The 17,449-nt window shown below is 70.5% G+C and carries 16 protein-coding genes and 3 pseudogenes; 4 read left to right on the top strand and 15 right to left on the bottom strand.

What is annotated here, in order from left to right:
• Positions 1–60: 60 nt before the first annotated feature.
• The 11 genes and pseudogenes from ABZU46_RS07695 to ABZU46_RS07745 all read right to left on the bottom strand — a co-directional run bounded on the left by ABZU46_RS07695 (position 61) and on the right by ABZU46_RS07745 (position 10,392).
• The gene (locus ABZU46_RS07695) at positions 61–2,010 is read right to left on the bottom strand and encodes a translation factor GTPase family protein (protein WP_354855653.1); all 1,950 of its coding nucleotides are present in this window, start codon (positions 2,008–2,010) and stop codon (positions 61–63) included.
• 291 nt (positions 2,011–2,301) lie between these two features.
• The gene (locus tag ABZU46_RS07700) at positions 2,302–2,559 is read right to left on the bottom strand and encodes an ATP-binding cassette domain-containing protein (protein WP_354855688.1); all 258 of its coding nucleotides are present in this window, start codon (positions 2,557–2,559) and stop codon (positions 2,302–2,304) included.
• A 441-nt stretch (positions 2,560–3,000) separates the two neighbouring features.
• The gene (locus ABZU46_RS07705; protein WP_354855654.1) at positions 3,001–3,507 is read right to left on the bottom strand and encodes a hypothetical protein; all 507 of its coding nucleotides are present in this window, start codon (positions 3,505–3,507) and stop codon (positions 3,001–3,003) included.
• Positions 3,508–3,845: 338 nt separating this feature from the next.
• Positions 3,846–5,450, bottom strand: a pseudogene (ptsP, locus tag ABZU46_RS07710) (phosphoenolpyruvate--protein phosphotransferase); the annotation flags it as partial.
• On the bottom strand, positions 5,443–5,718 hold the full coding sequence (locus ABZU46_RS07715; RefSeq protein WP_354855655.1) for an HPr family phosphocarrier protein: 276 nt from the start codon (positions 5,716–5,718) through the stop codon (positions 5,443–5,445). The pseudogene ptsP and the gene ABZU46_RS07715, both read right to left, overlap by 8 nt.
• Positions 5,719–5,727: 9 nt before the next feature.
• Complete coding sequence (locus ABZU46_RS07720) at positions 5,728–6,768, bottom strand: zinc-dependent dehydrogenase (protein WP_354855656.1); 1,041 nt, start codon at positions 6,766–6,768, stop codon at positions 5,728–5,730.
• Positions 6,765–7,199: a PTS sugar transporter subunit IIA gene (locus tag ABZU46_RS07725; RefSeq protein WP_354855657.1), complete on the bottom strand. Its 435-nt coding sequence runs from the start codon at positions 7,197–7,199 to the stop codon at positions 6,765–6,767. The genes ABZU46_RS07720 and ABZU46_RS07725 overlap by 4 nt, the downstream gene beginning before the upstream one ends.
• Positions 7,192–7,500, bottom strand: coding sequence for a PTS lactose transporter subunit IIB (locus ABZU46_RS07730; protein ID WP_354855658.1), 309 nt, complete (start codon positions 7,498–7,500; stop codon positions 7,192–7,194). The genes ABZU46_RS07725 and ABZU46_RS07730 overlap by 8 nt, the downstream gene beginning before the upstream one ends.
• A 4-nt stretch (positions 7,501–7,504) precedes the next feature.
• Positions 7,505–8,665 carry a PTS mannitol transporter subunit IICB gene (locus tag ABZU46_RS07735; RefSeq protein ID WP_354855659.1) on the bottom strand — a complete coding sequence of 387 codons (1,161 nt, stop codon included), beginning with the start codon at positions 8,663–8,665 and terminating at the stop codon, positions 7,505–7,507.
• 60 nt (positions 8,666–8,725) lie between these two features.
• Positions 8,726–9,634, bottom strand: a complete 909-nt coding sequence (gene pfkB, locus ABZU46_RS07740) for a 1-phosphofructokinase (protein ID WP_354855660.1) — start codon at positions 9,632–9,634, stop codon at positions 8,726–8,728.
• Positions 9,631–10,392, bottom strand: coding sequence for a DeoR/GlpR family DNA-binding transcription regulator (locus ABZU46_RS07745; protein ID WP_354855661.1), 762 nt, complete (start codon positions 10,390–10,392; stop codon positions 9,631–9,633). Before ABZU46_RS07745 ends, pfkB begins: the two co-directional genes overlap by 4 nt.
• A 409-nt stretch (positions 10,393–10,801) precedes the next feature.
• Between ABZU46_RS07745 and ABZU46_RS07750 the strand changes: the two genes are divergently transcribed.
• Complete coding sequence (locus ABZU46_RS07750; RefSeq protein ID WP_354855662.1) at positions 10,802–11,005, top strand: hypothetical protein; 204 nt, start codon at positions 10,802–10,804, stop codon at positions 11,003–11,005.
• 127 nt (positions 11,006–11,132) lie between these two features.
• Here ABZU46_RS07750 and ABZU46_RS07755 read toward each other — a convergent pair whose 3' ends face one another.
• The 4 genes and pseudogenes from ABZU46_RS07755 to ABZU46_RS07770 form a co-directional block, all read right to left on the bottom strand.
• Positions 11,133–11,600: an ABC transporter permease gene (locus ABZU46_RS07755; RefSeq protein WP_354855689.1), complete on the bottom strand. Its 468-nt coding sequence runs from the start codon at positions 11,598–11,600 to the stop codon at positions 11,133–11,135.
• Positions 11,501–11,803: pseudogene (locus ABZU46_RS07760) on the bottom strand (ABC transporter permease); the annotation flags it as partial. The pseudogene ABZU46_RS07760 and the gene ABZU46_RS07755, both read right to left, overlap by 100 nt.
• Positions 11,804–11,842: 39 nt before the next feature.
• On the bottom strand, positions 11,843–12,427 hold the full coding sequence (locus ABZU46_RS07765; RefSeq protein WP_354855663.1) for a phosphatase PAP2 family protein: 585 nt from the start codon (positions 12,425–12,427) through the stop codon (positions 11,843–11,845).
• A gap of 107 nt (positions 12,428–12,534) precedes the next feature.
• Entirely contained in the window at positions 12,535–13,782 is a 1,248-nt protein-coding gene (locus tag ABZU46_RS07770) for a hypothetical protein (RefSeq protein WP_354855664.1), read from the bottom strand.
• A gap of 478 nt (positions 13,783–14,260) precedes the next feature.
• Here ABZU46_RS07770 and ABZU46_RS07775 point away from each other — a divergent pair.
• The 3 genes and pseudogenes from ABZU46_RS07775 to ABZU46_RS07785 all read left to right on the top strand — a co-directional run bounded on the left by ABZU46_RS07775 (position 14,261) and on the right by ABZU46_RS07785 (position 17,047).
• Positions 14,261–14,754 (top strand): annotated as a pseudogene (locus tag ABZU46_RS07775) (SMI1/KNR4 family protein).
• A gap of 134 nt (positions 14,755–14,888) precedes the next feature.
• Positions 14,889–15,992 carry an FUSC family protein gene (locus ABZU46_RS07780; RefSeq protein WP_354855665.1) on the top strand — a complete coding sequence of 368 codons (1,104 nt, stop codon included), beginning with the start codon at positions 14,889–14,891 and terminating at the stop codon, positions 15,990–15,992.
• A gap of 170 nt (positions 15,993–16,162) precedes the next feature.
• Positions 16,163–17,047, top strand: coding sequence for a class I SAM-dependent methyltransferase (locus ABZU46_RS07785; RefSeq protein ID WP_354855666.1), 885 nt, complete (start codon positions 16,163–16,165; stop codon positions 17,045–17,047).
• Positions 17,048–17,449 lie beyond the last annotated feature (402 nt).

Consider the following 17,449-nt stretch of genomic DNA (forward strand, 5'->3'; position numbering starts at 1 on the left):
GGCGGAGGGTTTCCACAGGCCCTGACCTGTGGAAACCCGCTCGCGGTCGGAACGGCCGGCCTACCGCGGTACGGCACGGAACCACGCCTCCCGGTCGCCCGGGTCCGGTCCGCGCCGGGGCAAGGTCGGCGGGTCCTCGCCGGTGACCGGCGCGTAGTGGTCGAAGGTCGTGGTCAGGACAGCCTCCCCGCCGGTGAGGTCGGGAAGAGCGGCGACGACCTGCGGCACCCGGGAGGACGGCAGGGTGCCGCTCACCTCGAGGTAACCGCCGGCGACGGCGGTCTCGTGGACCACCCCTCCCCGCCTGACGAGCAGCGCCAGCACCGCCTCCACCGCGTGCTGGGGAAGGTTGACGTCGAACCGCTCGATCGGCTGGCACACCCGGGCACCGGCTTGGCGCAGCGCCGCGGCGACCACGACCGGGGCGAGGTTGCGGAAGTCCGCCGCCACGGTCGAGATGGACTTGTCGAACTTCTGATGCGGCCTGCTCTGTCGCGGGAGGTACCGGGAGGCCGTCATGGTTACCACACAGTCGGTGACCGGCCAGCCGTGCCGACCCTGCCGCAGCGCGGCCCGCACGCCCTCCTCCGTGGCGGCGACGAATGCCGGTGGCAGCCGGCCGGGTTCGACACCGGGACGAAAGTCGATGCCGTGCCCGACCGGGGCGGCCTCGATCCGTAGCCCGAGCCCGGCCAGGTACGGGTTGCCGCGCTCGTGCACCCGCTCCTCGAAGGCTCCGGTGCCGACGACCCGCTCGATGCAGGCCGTCAGCGTGCCGGAGAAGCGCACCCGGACGCCGTACCGGTCCTCCAGGAGGGCGGCCAGCACCTCCTTCTGGACCTCCCCGTGCAGACGGATCACCGCCTCCGCCTGCTGCTCGTCGAGCCGCAGGTCCACCAGCGGGTCCTCGTCGGCCAGCTCGGCCAGGCCGGCGAACATCGCCAGGCGCTGCTCCGGATTCACCGGCTCGACGACCGCCTGCCGGGTGGGCGGCGGAAACCGATAGCCGTGCCGCCGAGGCGGGTCCCCGATGTGCTGGCCGATCCGGGCCGAGACGCCACGCACCGCGGCAATCTGACCGGCGGACACCGAGGGGCGCACCAGCACGCCTTCGGGCTCGATGACGGCGATCTGGGTCACCGTCTGCGGGCGGGCCCCGGCCAGCTGCACCCGATCTCGCACCCGCAGACGGCCGGACCACAATCGCAGCCAGGCCCGCCGGCCGTGGCCGTCCCGATCGACGGCGAAGACCGTGCCCGCCAGCGGACCGTCCCGCTGCTCGCCACGCGGCAGCAGGTCGGCGAGGAGATGGCACAGCTGCCGTACCCCTGCTCCGGTGATCGCCGAACCGCACGCCACCGGGGTGAGCTCGGCGCGGCGCACCGCGTTCCGGATCGCACGGCGGACGTCGCGGATGCGTACCGGCTCGTCTGTCAGCCACCGCGCCGCCACCGCGTCGTCGACCTCCGCCACCGCCTCCAGCACCGGTTCGGCGTCGAGGCCGACGGCCCGCACCCGGACGTCGCGCCCGCTCTGGCCGGTGACCGTGGTGAGCAGGACCGGACGCGCCCCGAGCCGCTGGCGTACCTGGGTCAGCACCCGGTCGACGTCGGCGCCGCGGCGGTCCACCTTGTTCAGGAAGAAGACCGTCGGTACGCCGATGCGGCGCAGCGCCCGCCAGATGGCGACGGTCTGCGGCTGGACCCCCTCGACGCTCGACACCACGAGCACGGCGGCGTCGAGCACTGCCAGCGACCGCTCGACCTCCGCGATGAAATCCGGATGGCCGGGGGTGTCCAGCAGGTTGATGCTCAGATCACCGATGGCGATCGACGTGACGGCCGCCCGAATGGTGATGCCGCGCCGGCGCTCCAGCTCCATCGAGTCGGTCCGTGTCGTGCCGGCGTCGACGCTGCCCAACTGGGACACGGCGCCTGCCTCGTAGAGCAGGCGCTCGGTCAGGCTGGTCTTGCCGGCGTCAACATGGGCGACGATTCCAAGGTTCAACAATGCCAAAGCAGAACTCCACGGTAGGACGGTCAAGGGTCCGGAACGTGGAAGCTGCTCGCATTGTCACTCCTCGTCATGGTCGTTGTGGCCGACGTGCTCCACCGGGGTGCAGCGGTGCGGCGTCTTGAGGTTCGCACGTCCGCTGCGACCGCCGCCACCGAATTCGATCGCGGCACCGCCACGGTCGGCCCCGCGCATCAGGCCGTGTCGACCCGCCACAACCCCTGGCGTCGCCGTGCCGCCGCCTGTGCGTCGGCACTCGGGTGGACCGCTACCCCGTACCATCGGGCATCAGGTAGAGCGGCTGTCGTGGCGTGGGCGGCGACAATCAGGGCAGGGCACGACGCCGTGCCGGCGACGCGAGCTTCCCGGCGTACCGACGTTTCGCAGCAACTCCAGAACCCGTTTGCTGGATCGGGTGTCAGCGCGCCGGTCGGCTCGTCCGCTGCCCACCATGTCCGGACGGGTGATCAGCGCGCGGGCGACCGCGACTCGCTGCTGCTGGCCGCCGGAGAGTTCGCTGGGGCGCCGCCCGCCGTACTCGCTGATGCCGACAGTCGCCGTTCACCCCGACCTACCGCAGGCTGAGCGAGGACCCCCGCTGGACCACGCACGCGCTGGCCGGCGGCCACAACCTCATGCACGACGCCCCGGACGAGCTGGCGAGGATCCTGAGCGACGTCGCCGCGTCCCGCTGATCGGCGCCTCCGCCGGCGCCGCCGGGAGACGCTCGCCGAGGCGTACCGCTGGAGTCCCCCAGAGCACCAGCGCGCCCAGGCCCGCACCCGATCCGCCGGCGCGGACCCGGCGACCTGCTGCGTCGACCGTACGGCAGAGCCCAGCTGCGGGCGACCTAAGGGGCCGGCTGCAGACCCGTGAACGGGAAGATCCACTCCGGGTGGGCTGCGGAGATCACCTGCACACAGGCATCCTCGATGATCGTCCTTACCGGATGATCATCGGGGTTACGGGGCGTTCGCTTGGCAGGATTCAGGATTGGGAGGCTACCTGGGGCAGGTGCCGGGCAAGTTCGGCGCGCAGGACGCCGGTCGCGGGCCTAAGCAAGCCGACGCTGACCGTGTAGACAGGCTGTCCCGCACGGAGCCGTGGACGAAGTGTCGTGGCAGACGGCACGACCGCTGCGGGGAGCAGAGTGACCTCAAGGACGGCGAACGGACCAGGACGGCGGACCATCGCCGACTGGATGGCCTGCCACGGGAGAACGGCCATCCGCCCCCGCTCGGCGAGCCTCAACGCCGGACCGGTTACGTCGACAGATGACCAGTTCCTTCGGTGCAGGGCGAGCGAGAAAGCGCTGAGGAGGACGGCGTAGAGGACGCCTGACGCGACGATGTTCGTCAGGTCGGCAGGCGGCCGCCCAGCAACGAGTGATAGAACGACTTGGACAAGAGCCCAGGCCAGCAAGCCGATCACCAGCCTGAACAGGAACATGAGGCGGGCGGACGTACGGAACATCGTCCCGTCGCTTGCGTCCATGAAGGGCCCTCCCGTCGACCGATGCAGCCGACTGTAGAGCAGCCGATCACCTCGGCTGCGGCGCAGGCGTCGGATGAGTACCTGCCGACGATCCGGCCCCACCAATCCGGCCTCGCCGGCACCAGTCCTTGACGACCGGCCATGCCCTCTACCCCGACCAGATGGTTCAGCGGTCACACTTGCGAGATGGAGGTCGGGTCACGAGACATCCCTTAGCGATCCCTGGGGCTGGACGATCTGAACGACGAATCGCCGGTGGCCACGACCGGCTCGCCGCACGGAAACGCCGTCGCCCAACCGGAGCTGGCGCGAAGCGCGGCCACCGCCGCCCGGGCTGCCTCCGGGCTGGGGGCAGCAAGGGCCGCCCCGGCGATCTGGCGGCACTCGTCCAGGGTGTGCGCGGCCAGGGACTCGCGCACCGCCGGAATGCTGCGGGGCGCCATGGACAGGCTGGTGATGCCCAGGCCTGCCAGCACCAGAGCGAAATTGGGATCCGCTGCGGACTCTCCACACACGCCAACTGGCTTGCCCGCCTCGACGCCGGCTGCCGCGCAGGAGGCGAGGAGCGCGATCAGCGCGGGCTGCCACGGGTCGAGCAGGTCAGCGAGGTCGCCGCACATGCGGTCAGCGGCGAACGTGTACTGGCTGAGGTCGTTGGTGCCGATGCTGAGGAAGTCCGCGTGGCGAAGCACCTGGCTGGCACGCAGGGCAGCGGCCGGCACCTCGATCATCACGCCGGCGGTTGGCAGGCCGTGCTCGCGGCAGGACTCGGTGAACGCGGCCGCCTCCGCCGCCGTGGCGACCATCGGCGCCATCACCCAAACCTCGGCGTCCGTCGCAGCAGCCGCCTCCGCGATCGCGGCCAACTGCGTGGTAAGCACGGAAGGTGTCTGCCGTGCGACCCGCAGACCGCGGATGCCCAGCGCGGGGTTAGGTTCATCGGCCAGACGCAGGAACGGCAGCGGCTTGTCGGCGCCGGCGTCGAGGGTACGCACAACGATCTTGCGGCCGGGCAGCGCGGCGAAGACGTCGCGGTACGCGGCGACCTGTTCTTCGTGCGACGGCGGGTCGCTGCAGTCGAGGTAGAGCAACTCGGTGCGGAACAGGCCGACGCCTTCAACCTCGCCGGTGAGGTCGCGGGCGGAACCGATGTTGGCCAGTAGCGCGATGGGATGGCCGTCCGCGGTCCGTCCGGGGCCTTGAGAGCGGGCCCGGCGTTCGATCTCCGCGAGCCGGTCCGCGTTGACAGTGGTCACCGTCTCGGCGGAGACGCCGGCCACCACGACGCCGCTCGCGCCGTCGAGAGTGGCCAACGCGCCGTCGGGCACGTCCAGGATGCCCGCGCAGCGGACCACGGCCGGGATACCGAGTGTCCGGGCCAGGATCGCGGTGTGGCTGGTCGGTCCGCCCTCGGCAGTGACCAGGCCCAGCACCAGGCCCGGTTCGAGGCCGGCGGTGTCCGCGGGTGCCAGGTCGCGGGCGATGAGCAGGTACGGATGGCCAGGGTCCGGCACGCCCGGCATCGGCTGCCCCAGGCACGCCGCAACGAGCCGGTCCCGCAGGTCGTCGAGGTCGCTGACCCGCTCGGCGAGGTACCCGCCCGCGGCTTCGAAGGCGGCCCGATGCACGGCGAGCACGTCGGTGATCGCGTGCGGCGCGTCCGCACCGCCGTCGATGGCGATGTCGGCCGCGTCGATGAGCGTCTCGTCCTGCGCCATCATCACCTGGGCGCGCAGGACCTCGGCGGCGGTCGCGTCCAGGGCGGTGTCGGCGCGACGGGTCAGGTCGGCGGCGACGGCGAGGACCGCTTCCCGCACGGCCGCCTTCTCGGCTGCGGGATCAACGGTCTCCGCCAACGGCGGCAGGGCCGGCGGCGGAGCCAGCCGGTAGACCGGCCCCGCCGCACCGCCAGGGCTGGCCCCGATTCCCCGAAGTTCACGCATCGACGGCATCCAGATCACGTTCGAGGAGGTCGGCCAGGGTGTCGACGGCGGCCTGCGCGCCGTCGCCGTCGGCCTCCAGGGTGACCTCGGTGCCCTTCCTGGCGCCGAGCGACAGCACGGCGAGCATGCTGCGGGCCGGCACGGGTTTTTTGTCGCCGGTGCGGATGGTGACCAGCACCGGCTGCTTCGCCGCTTCGGCGACGAACAGCGCCGCCGGGCGGGCGTGCAGCCCGCTGGCGGAGCCGACGAGGACTGTTCTGGTGGGCAACGGATCCTCCTACGGTTCGATCGTCACCTTGATCGCTTCGCCGCGCGCCACGATGCCGAAGGCGTCGAGGGCGCGGTCGAGCGGCAGGCGGTGGGTGATGAGATCGGCGACCGGCACGGAGCCGTTGGCGATGAGTCGCAGCGCCTCCTTGTTGTGTTCCGGGCTGGAGCCGTTGGCACCGACGATGGTCAGTTCGCGGTAGTGCACGAGGTTGGAGTCCAGGGAGATGACCGGCTTGTCCTTCGGCAGGCCGCCGAAGAAGCTGATCCGGCCCTGCCGCGCGGTCATCTGCACCGCCTGCTCCTGGGCGGCGCCAGCGGCCGTGGCGGTAATGACGACGTCGGCACCCCGGCCCTCGGTGAGCTTGAGCACCGCGTCGACGACGTCGGTCTCGGCGCCGCAGATCGCCGCGTCCGGCTGCACCAGGTTGGCGGCCAGGTCGAGGCGTTCGCGGTTGAGGTCGACGAGGAGCACCCGGGCCGCGCCGCGCGCCCGGGCCAGGCGGACATGCAGGCAGCCGATCGGCCCGGCGCCCACGACGACCACGTCGTCGCCCTCCCCCACACCGGCGAGGTTCTGGCCGTTGAGGACGCAGGCGAGGGGCTCGGCGACGGACGCCTCGGCGAAGCTGAGTCCCTCGGGGATCCGGTTGAGCCCGTCGACGGCGAGGACGTTGTGGGGCACGACCACGTATTCGGCGAACCCGCCGTCGAAGTGGTATCCCATCGACACCTGGTTGGGGCACACGGTCATCCGGCCGCGCTGGCACTCGGCGCACGTACCGCAGGGGATGGCGGCGATGACCTGGACCCGGTCCCCCGGCCGCCAGCCCGTGACGTCGTCACCGACTTCGGTGATCTCGCCGGCGATCTCGTGGCCCATGACGCGCGGCGGGGCGATGTGGTGGTGGCCGAAGCGGGAGATCTTCACGTCGGTGCCGCAGGTGGAGCATGCGCGGACGCGGATCTTCACGTCGGCGGGGCCCGGCGTGGGCTCGGGCGCGTCCTCGATGCGGACGTCACCGGGTGCGTGGAATCGGACAACCTTCACGAGGGGTTCCCTTCGAGGATAGCGATCACGTCATCGGCGCTCGTCGACTCTCGTAGCCGCTGCGCCTGCGCCGGGTCCATCAACACCGAGGCGAGTTGGGCCAGGATGTCCACGTGCCCGTCGCCGGCCGCGGCGATGGCGACACAGACCCGCACGTCGAAGCCGTCCCAGTCGACGCCGTCCGGGAAGCGCAGCACCGCGAGGGCGTCGCGCTGGACCGACTCCTTGCTGTTCAGCGTGCCGTGCGGGATGGCGACGCCCTCCCCGATGTACGTGGAGACGCTCCGCTCGCGGGCGAGCATCGCGTCCACGTACGCCGGGGCGACCGCGCCGACCTCGACGAGTACCGCGCCGCAGCGGCTGATCGCTTCGTCCCGCGATCGGACCCGCTCGTCGAGCCGGATCGCGTCACGGGCCAGCAGCTCAGCCACTCAGCTCACCACCGCGCTGTACCGCGTTCACGACCCTGGTGACGGCCGGGTCGCCGATGAACACCTGGATCGGCACGATCACCTTGTCGGGTGCGCTGACCCGGGCCCGCGCGGCGAGCCCCTGGTGGCAGATGACCACGTCTGCGTCCGCCGGGATCGAGTTGACCGGGGTGTGCTCGACGGTCACCGCGTTCTTCGCCAGTTGCCGCCGAAGTTGGCTGGCCAGCATCACGCTGCTGCCCATGCCGGCGTCGCAGGCGACGACGACCTTCTTGATTTCGGTGCCGTTGATGGTGGGCATCTGTTCAGACCTCCTGCTTCGCCGGCTTGTCGAGGGTCTCGTCGGGGTCGACAGCCCTTTCCTGCTCTGGGCGGACAGCCACCTCTTCGTCCGGGCCGACAGCGTCCGCTGCGGGCTCGCCGCGCCCGAAGCCGAGCAGGGCCGAGGCGACCGCGAAGGTGACGGCGGCGGCGATCACGACGCCGAGAATGACCCCGAAGTGGCCGCCCTTGGGAGTGACCGCGAGGTAGGCGAAGATGCTGCCCGGCGAGGGGGTGGCGACCAGGCCCGCACCGGTGATCACGAAGGTGCCGACGCCGGCCGCACCCCCGGCGATCATGGCGAGGATCAGCTTCGGCTTCATCAGCACGTACGGGAAATAGATCTCGTGGATGCCGCCGAGGAACTGCACGATGATCGCGGCCGGAGCGCTGGGGCGCAGCGCGCGGGGGCCGAAGAGCATGAAGGCGAGCAGCAGACCGAGGCCGGGGCCGGGGTTCGACTCGATCATGAACAGGATCGACTTGCCCTTGTCGGCGGCCTCGGCGATGCCCAGCGGGCCGAATACGCCGTGGTTGATGGCGTTGTTGAGGAAGAGCACCTTGGCGGGTTCGACGAGCACCGAGGTCAGCGGCAGCAGGTCCTTGCCGACGAGCCAGTCGACGCCTGCGCCGGCCTGCTTGGTGAGCCATTCGACCACCGGGCCGATGCCGTAGACGCCGCCGATGGCCATCGCGGCGCCGATGATGCCGGCGCTGAAGTTGTCGACAAGCATCTCGAAGCCGGGGCGGATCCTGTTCTCGACCAGGCTGTCGAACAGCTTGAGGAGATAGGCCGTGAGCGGCCCAATGATCATCGCGCCGAGGATCATCGGCACGTCCGCGCCGACGACGAGGCCCATGGTCGCCACCGCGCCCACGACGGCACCGCGCTGGCCGTGGACCAGCCGGCCGCCGGTGTAGCCGATGAGCACCGGTAGCAGGATGCTGATGATCGGGCCGACCAGTTCCGCCAGGGTCTTGTTGGGCAGCCAGCCGGTTGGAATGAACAGTGCGGTGATCAGGCCCCAGGCGATGAACGCGCCGATGTTGGGCATGACCATCGCGGCCAGGTAGCCGCCGAGGCGTTGCACGGTGGCTTTGGGGCCCTGGCCCTTTACTTCTGGTGTGTAGGAAGAGGAGGTCACGGGGGTATCTCCTTCATGAGGGGCGGTCCAGACAGCCGCAGGGGGAAGAAGGTCGTCCGGCTAGGTGTGGATGGTGACGTCGTGGCGGAACAGATCCGCCGGCCCGGGCATCCGGCTGCCGGGCAGGCTCACCGCGGCGGCGCCCCAGGCCAGGCCCTCAGCGAGGGCGGCGGCACCCTGCGCCCCCGCAGCGAGGAACCCGGCGAGCAGCGCATCGCCGGCACCGACGGTGCTACGGGGCCGGGCGACCGGACAGGTGCCGGTGCGGACCCCTTCGGCGTTGACCAGGACAGCGCCGTCAGCGCCGAGGCTGGCCACGACGGTGCCGGCTCCCCATGCCCGCAGGCACTGAGCGGCATCGACCACATCGCCGAGGTCCTTCAGCGGGGTGCCGACCACTTCGGCCAGTTCGTCGCGGTTTGGCTTGAGCAGGGTCGCCCCAGCCAGAGCGGCCTCGCGCAGGGCAGGACCGCTGGTATCGACGGCGACCCTGACGCCGGCAGCGCGCAGCTTCCGGCACAACTGAGCGTAAGCGTCGGCGGGCAGGCCGGGCGGGACGCTGCCGCACAGCACGACCCAGTCGGCACCGCTGGCGCGGGCGAGCACACGGTCGATCACCTCGTCGAACTCGGCGCGGCACATGGCCGGGCCAGGCTCGTTGATTTTGGTGACCGTGCCGTCGGGCTCGGCCAGGGTGATGTTGGAACGGGTCCGTCCGGAGATCGACACGGCGAGGACCTCCACACCCTCCGCCTGGAGTAGGCGGATGAGCTGATTGCCCTCGTCACCGCCGGACGGCAACACCGCTACCGACGGCACCCCGTTGGCCAGCAGTGCACGGGATACGTTGACGCCCTTGCCGCCGGGGTCAAGGTGAGCTGTGGCAGCCCGGATGACCTCGCCCCGGGTGAGTGAGTCGACCTCCACGGCCCGGTCGAGGCTGGGGTTGAGGGTGACGGTGACGATCATGCGCGTACCACCCGGACATTCGCGGACTCCAGGTCACCGACCAGGTCGACGTCGGCACGGCTGTCGGTGATGAGCAGGTCGACGTCGGCCAGCTCAGCGAACCGGGCGAAGTAATCGTTGCCGAGCTTGGTGTGATCGGCGACCACCACCGTGCGGCGGGCCGCACGAACCATCGCCCGCTTCACCGCAGCCTCGGACGGGTCCGGGGTGGTCAGCCCGCGCTCGACCGAGATGCCGTTGGTCCCGACGAACGCGACGTCGACGTAGAGGTCCGCCAACGGCGACAGCGCCCAGTCGTCGACGGTCGCCAGGGTCTTCCCGCGGACCCGTCCACCCAGCAGCAGGACGTTGAGGTTGGCATAGGTACCGAGGGTCGTGGCGATGACCGGCGAGTTGACCACGACGGTCAGCTCTCGGTCCACCGGCAGCAGCTGGGCCAGCCGGGCGGTCGTGGTGCCGGCGTCGAGGATGATCGCGCCCTCCTCCGGCACCTCGCTCAGGGCGAGCTTGGCGATGCGCTCCTTCTCCTCGATGAGCACCGCGTCACGCGCCGCCAGCGCGGGCTCGAACCCGAGCCGTTCGACCGGAATAGCTCCACCGTGGACTCGACGCAGCACCCCGGCCCGCTCCAGGATGGTGAGATCGCGGCGGATGGTCTCCGACGTCACGTTGAGCCCGTCGGCCAAGCCCGCCACCTCGACCCGGCCCATCTCTCGGGCGATGCGGAGGATCTCCTGCTGTCGTTCTTCGGCGTACATGTTGTTGTTTCACCGCCGTTTCGTTTTGCTTGTGCTTTGTTTACGCCCGACTTTAGGGGAAGTCAAGAGACGGACCACAGAAAGCCACACCGGTCGGCACCTGGCAGGACGAGCGGGACCTAGCTTGATCTTTAACCGTGCTCACGCGGCGTCGACCCTCGGCTGCGTGGCAGGCGCTGCCGCCTGCGAGCGCGCCCGTAGCTCCAACCCGATCCGCACCGATACGCCAGTAGGGTCATCGGGGCGGCTGCGGCCGCCCCAGCCCACGAGCAACTCAAGCCTCTCCGCGGGGCTCCGCATATGTGGACGTCGCCGTGCGCGTTGTCAGCCGTGCGCGTTGTCAGCAGCAAAGCCGCGGATTCCGGCCCTGCCGAAGCGGTGGAGCGTGAAGCGCGATTAGGGTCTGCGGATGCGGGATGACATCGTTCTGCGGCTGGACCGCGCAACCGCCGAAGATCTGTACGTCACGCTGCACGAGGCCGGAGAGCACATTGCGGCTGGCGCAGCCATCACTCCGCCCACCGCCGAGGAGACCGAGCGGCTGGGCACCCTCCTGCGGGACCTGGGCCACGCACTTGGCCGTCGCTGTTCTCCATACCGCGAGCACCTCTAGTTGGTGGAGAGTCGCCCGTATTCAGCCAACATCACACCCACGGCCACCTGGCTCGAGGTCGCGGTCTGGGTGGCGTACGCGGCCGGTGTGCTGTTCCTGTAACTCCGCCCGGCCCGGCCGCGGACGGCTATGGAGCCACCGGCCGACGAAGCATCCCGCCGGCAACCAGTTCCAGAGTGAGCCCGACGACGATCGCCTCCGCCGCCAGCAACGCGATCAGCACCAGCAGCTGAGTGGCGCCGGCCTGCACGGCGGAGCCACCGCCGAGCAGCACTCCGACGAAAGCACCGGGCAGCGTGACCAGACCCACGGTCCGGGTCTGGTCCAGGGCCTGACCGGCGACAGGCCGGCACACCTCGAGCGCGGCCTCGCGAGGCAGGAAGCCGAGCGCCAACGCCGCCTCGTACTCGCCCTTCCGATCCCGTAACTCATTGGAGTCCGACGGCCAGACAGCGACGTCGCGGTCATCGCGCCGCCGATCAGGATGCCGGCGATCGGCAGGACCGCCACCTCGGTCAGCGGCATCGTTCCGGCCCCGACGATCAGCGCGCCGACCGGCAGCGCCCCGGCCGTGATCGGATTGATCGCGAGCCACCCGAGCCGGAACGTGCTCACCCTGCGGGCCGCGGTGACGCCGGCGACCAGCAGCATCACCGCGAGGAACCCGGCAGTGGCCCACCAGGAACGCAGCACGGCGGCGATCAGCAACGAGACGACCACCAGCTGCAGGATCGCCCGGAGCGACGCCGTCACGCCCCCACGGCTTTCCCCGAGCCGGGCGACCAGCGCCACCAGCACGACGGGCCAGCGTGGGTCCGGCGGAGATCGTTCCCTGATTCACCAGAGCACCCATGCATTGAGAGAAGAGGCGGGCTCTACGTTCTGGTGCGCTTGCCTGTTCGTGGCCGCGAACGCGAGCCCGAACCGCGCGGCGGCCACCACTTCGAGGACCGCCACACCGCCGATGATTGCCCCAGCGACGATGTCCCTCGGGTAGTGCACGCCGACCCAGATCCGGGCGAAACCGATCGCCAGCGCCGCGACGGCCAGCACGACACCCCAGCGGCGGCCCAGGAACGCGTACACGCTGAACGCCAGCGTAAACGCCGCCGTTGCGTGATCGCTGGGCAGCGAGACACCGGGGTCGTGCGCGATGAGCTGGTGCACCTGATGGCTCTGGAACGGCCGCCCCTGGGCGCTGATGTGTGAGAGCACGACGGCGAACCCGAACGCCAGAACGAGCGCGGCGCCGAGCTGGACCACCGGGCGGATCCGACGGTCGAGCAGGGCCCGGCCCCCGAGCACGGCGGCGACCGCGAAACCCGGATAGATCAACCAGGTCGCGGCGAACTCCATCACGTCGTCTACGCTGTCGGCCCGACCCGCGGCGCCGTTGATCAGTTCGACGAGCTGATAGTTCACGCTGGTCAATCTCCCTGGGTGGCGCATTTAAGAGGTGCTGAAAGCCGTGGGCCGGCCCATCCCAGCGGGGGCACTGAGATGGGCCGGCGGCCTGGGTCGGCGTGGAGTCACACGCCGTCGAATTGGTTCAGGGTGGTGGTGAGGGCCCGCAGGTTGGCGGAGCAGTCGGCTGGGCTCGGCTGTCCGGCTCGCAGCGAGGTCAGGACGGCATCGATTTCGCTGTCGAGCCTGTGCCAACTCGCCGGATCGCGGGGTTTGAGGCCGGCCTCGGCGTCGTCCCAGCGCACCTCCAGGTCCTTGGCGCGGGTCCGGCCACCCGCGAGGTCGTTACGGGCAACCATGGCCTGCATGTCGCCGGCGATCCTGGCGAAGCCGGTCAGGTCTCCCAGGCGGGTAGTGGGGTGCACCGGCTGGGCGGCAGCCTGCGTCGCCCCGTCGGGCTGAGCGACGGTGACGGTCTGCGCGTCCGTGCTGCCTGCCCCCGGGCGGAGGGCGCTGAGGCCGAAGCCGGCGATGACGACAGCCGCGACACCGGCGGCCGCCCAGGCGTAGTCCGGGCGGCGTCCGCCGAGCGGACCGTCACCCTTGGCCGCCACCCCGTGTCGATTGGCCAGCACCTGCTCCCGGCCAACCAGCACCAGGATGACCGCGAAGAACAGCAGGCTGGTCGCGCTGGCGCCCAGGTCGAGGCCACCGAAGTCCTTGGACTGGGTCAGCAGGTCGCCCAGGGACGCGCCGAGCGGGCGGGTGAGGACGTACGCGATCCAGAACGTCAGCACGGTGGAAGCGCCGGCGCGGTTGCCGATCCAGGTGAGCAGGATGAGGCCGCCGAAGATCAGTGTGCCGTTGCGGAAGCCCAGGCTGAGCGCCTCGGTGGCCAGGTCGCCGGCCGCGGTGCCGAGTGCGAACGTGGTGAGGATCGCGGCCCAGTAGAAGCCCTCGCGCCGCGGTGTGTCGATCGAGGTGATCGCCAGAGTGCGCTCCTGGCGATACCAGATCGTGAAGACCACGGCCAGGATGACCGAGAAGACCGCGGTGCTGACGTACAGGCTGACGCCGAGGGTGTCGGTGAAGAAGTCGGTGATCTGGGTGCCGACGATGCTGACGAGCACCACGCACAGCCAGTAGATCCACGGGGTGTACTTGCGCGTACGGAACTGCACGGTGAGCGCGGCGGCGAGCACGGCGATCATCACCGCGGTGGTGACGAGCGGGCCGAGCCCCACGTTGACGGAGAGGTAGTCGGCGAACGTCTCCCCGATCGTGGTCGACAGGACTTTGATGACCCAGAACGTGGCGGTGATCGCCGGCACCTTGGTCAGCCAGCCCCGCGAACGCGTTGCCAGGTACTCCATGAAAACTCCAGTCGACGCTCGGACGACCGCGGTCGGCGGCCGGTGACGTCGACCAAGGTGCGGCATGCGGCCTGAAAACTTGCTGAGGACCACGACGGGCGGATATCCGGGGGAAAGGCTAATTTTCGGGGTGAGCAGGTTGCTGGTGGTGGAGGACGACACCGGACCATGCCCTGGGCGTTTCCGATCGACCGTCGGCCGTTCATTCTGATCACGGACCTCATGGGCCTCGCGAGGAGAGCCCGGGAGCGAGCGGTGTACCGACGGGTCAAGGAAGAGAAGGGAAAGCCGGCGGAGCCAGCGCAGCCGTGGGAGAGGGCCGCAGTAGAGCTTGACGCCCAGTTGTGGGCGTCGCTGTACCGCCCCGGCGTGGACGCGCTGGCGTTGGCACGCCGAGTCGTCGAGGTTCAGGCACGCTCATGCCGGACGTCCAGCTGGGCCCGTCAATTCAGCCTGGCAGAGCGACTACCGTCGACGAGTGCTCGATCCCACGATCATCTTCGACACCTCCGGTCGTTGGAAAACCCGCTCACCGACGAGCTTCTGCGTGAGGTGCAGGCGCAGCTCGGACACAAGCTACCCGCTGCGTACGTCGACCTGGCCCGGCGCCACAACGGCGGGGTGCTGGCCCGGGACGCCCACCCCTCGCCCAGCCGGACCTCCTGGTCGGCAGGCCACGTGGCGGTGTACACACTGGCGGCGATCGGTGACACCGCCTCCTTCAGCCTGTGCGGCGAACTCGGGAACGCGTTCTGGACGACGGAGTGGGGCTACCCCGACATCGGCGTCTACATCGCCGACTGCCCCTCAGCGGGCCACGACATGATCGCTCTCGACTACCGATCCCCCGGCGAGCCGACGGTCGTACACGTCGACCAGGAGTGGAACTACCAGATCACCGTCATCGCCCCCGACTTCGAGACGTTCCTGGGCGGCCTCGTCGACGCGGCCGAGTTCGACGGAGACGACTGACCGCGACCGGCCTTCCATCCCGAGTGCCGCCCACCACCTGACGATTGAGCAGGTCACGGGCGGGGTAGTGCCCGTTCTCGCGGAAGATCAAGCGGCGGCCGTCCCCGGTCCGCTGGGCGGAAGGGGTATCACCGGTGCGGACGTGGGGGCGCGACGCCGTCGCGCGGTTGCGGGGCGACGGGATGACCGTGGTCGAGCTGACCGCCGCCGCGGTGGTCGCCTGGATCGTGGCAGCGGTGGTGATCCGTCACCCGGACCCGTTCTACGCCCCGACCGCTGCGCTCGTCGTGCTCGGTGAGTCCCGCGGTCGACGGCTGCGTCAGACCGTCGAGATCCTGCTCGCCGTGGCCGCCGCCGTGCTCGTCGCGGAGCTGCTGGTGTACGCGCTGGGCCCGGGCACCGGCACGGTCCTGCTGGTGCTGGTACTGACCACCACGACGCTCGTGGTGATCGGTGCCCGCCGTGCCCTGGTCGTGCAGGCCACCGCCTCGGCCATGTACCTGGTCGTGGTCGCCGCACCGCACGGGACGCTGATGCCGTTCCGCTTCGTCGACGCGCTCATCGGCGGCGCGGTCGCGTTGGCCGCCAGCCAGCTGATGACCGCCCGCGACCCGCTGGCGCCGCTGGTGGCCCAGGCTCGGTGCAGCTACACCGACCTGGCCGACCTGCTCGATGAGGTGAACGCGGCGCTGCAGGGCTGCGACGAGGATGCCGCCCGCGCCGCGCTGGACCAAGCCCGGCAGGTGGACGACTGCGTCGCCCAGCTGCAGACCGCCGTGCTCGCCACCGGTGAGACGCTGCGGCTGGGGCTGCGCCGCCGGCACCTGGGCAAGCTCGCCGACGTGGAAGGGACGCTGCGGCAGCTCGACTACGCCGCCCGCAACATCCGGGTGCTGGCCCGGGCCGCTGTGACCCTGACCCGCCGGCACACCGCCACACCGCCGGAGCTGGCCGCCGCGATTGGCGCGCTGACCGCCGCCGTACGGTCGGCCGGGGAGGCGCTGGCCAGCGACCTGAGCGGCGCCGACGCCGACCGGCATGCGCAGCGGGCCGACGCGGTGGCCCTGGAAGCGGTCCGGATCGCCGCGGGCCTGCTGCGGTCCGATCCGCCGCTGCCGGTCACCATGATCGTCGGACAGATCCGGGCGACCGCCATCGACCTGCTGCGCGGCGTCGGCCACGACGACATGACGGTGCTGGACCGGGTGGACGAGGCGCTCGGCCTGAGCCGGGCTTGACGCCTGTCGTCCGGCCGGAGACAACGATCCGCGCCACAACGTGATGCCGCGTCACAGCGTCCGGCGCCACCGCCTGGCGGCGACCGACGACGGCGTGGCGTTGCCCGACTCCACGTTCTCGCTGTTCGCGAACGATCGTCCGGGTATGCGTCGGGGGTTACGCTGACCCGGTGGCGAGGGACAGGTGGGCCCAGTGGCTCCTTGCCCGCCGGGACGGCAACAGCGCGGGCCTGCGCGCCCGTAACGCCCTGGATCTGGCGGCGTTCCGTGATGGCGTCCTTGAGGGAGCCGGGCTGGTGGCCGACGACGTGGTCCTCGACGTGGGCTGCGGGACGGGACTGATCGCGTTCGGCGCGCTGGATCGGCTCGGCCCGGACGGCCGAGTCATCTTCAGCGATGTCTCACCGGATGTGCTCGACGAGTGCCGGCGCACCGCCGGTGGCGACGAGCGGTGCAACTTTGTGGTCGCGCCGGCCGATGACCTCGCCGGAATCGCTGACGCCTCTGTCGACGTCGTGACCACTCGCTCGGTGCTCATCTACTCCGACCGCAAGACCGCCGCCTTCGCGGAGTTCTTCCGGGTCCTGCGGCCGGGCGGACGGATGTCCCTGTTCGAGCCCATCAACGGCTTCGCGGAGCGGCTCCGGCCCGATGATCTGTTCGGCTTGGGCAACTCGCCCGTCAACGACCTGATCGCCAAGGTCAGCGACGTCTACCGGAGCACCACCGCGGAAACCACCCGACCGATGATGGACTTCGACGAGCGTGACCTGGTCGACTGGGCAGTATCCGCCGGCTTCGAGGCGGTGGAGCTGAGCTACCGCGCCCAGGTCGACGTGCCCGCCGACCCGATCGGGGACTGGGAGGCACTCAAGCGAGTGGCACCCAACCCCCTGGTCCCCACGTACGGCGAAGCGATCGCCGCCGCCCTGACCGACGACGATCGCGAGCGTCTCGACACATACATGACCGCCCTGGCCGCGGCCGGTACGCCGACGCGGCGCACGATGGCCACGGTGTTCCTTCGCGCACGGCGTCCACACGGGTACCGCTGAGGACGTACCGCGTCGCCCCGCATTCACTGACCCGACGGACACACGTCTTGCGCTGGCCCGGTCGTCCTCAGCAGGACCACCGCCTCGCCCCCTTCAACCATCGCGAGCCCGAGCTGCAATCGCGCTGATTGCGACAGGCACGGAGGCCTGTCAGTCGCGACGGCCGTCGGTCAGGTGGAGGTGACGTAGTCCCGGACCAAAGGCGGCGACATGCTCCGCTGTGCCGTGGTGCGCGGCGGCCCCTGCCGAGCCGCCCCTGGCGGGCATCGGGGAGGTCCGCACACTCGGCCAGCAGCCGACTCCTCAGTGCATCCGTCTGCTCCCCAGCCTGCTCCCCTAATATTGGCACGCCACCGCCGGCAGCCGTCAGCGAGCACGGTCAACTTGATCAGCGCCTGACGC

Origin of the sequence: Micromonospora sp. NPDC005197 (assembly GCF_040608295.1) — a bacterium.
Lineage (GTDB): Bacteria > Actinomycetota > Actinomycetes > Mycobacteriales > Micromonosporaceae > Micromonospora.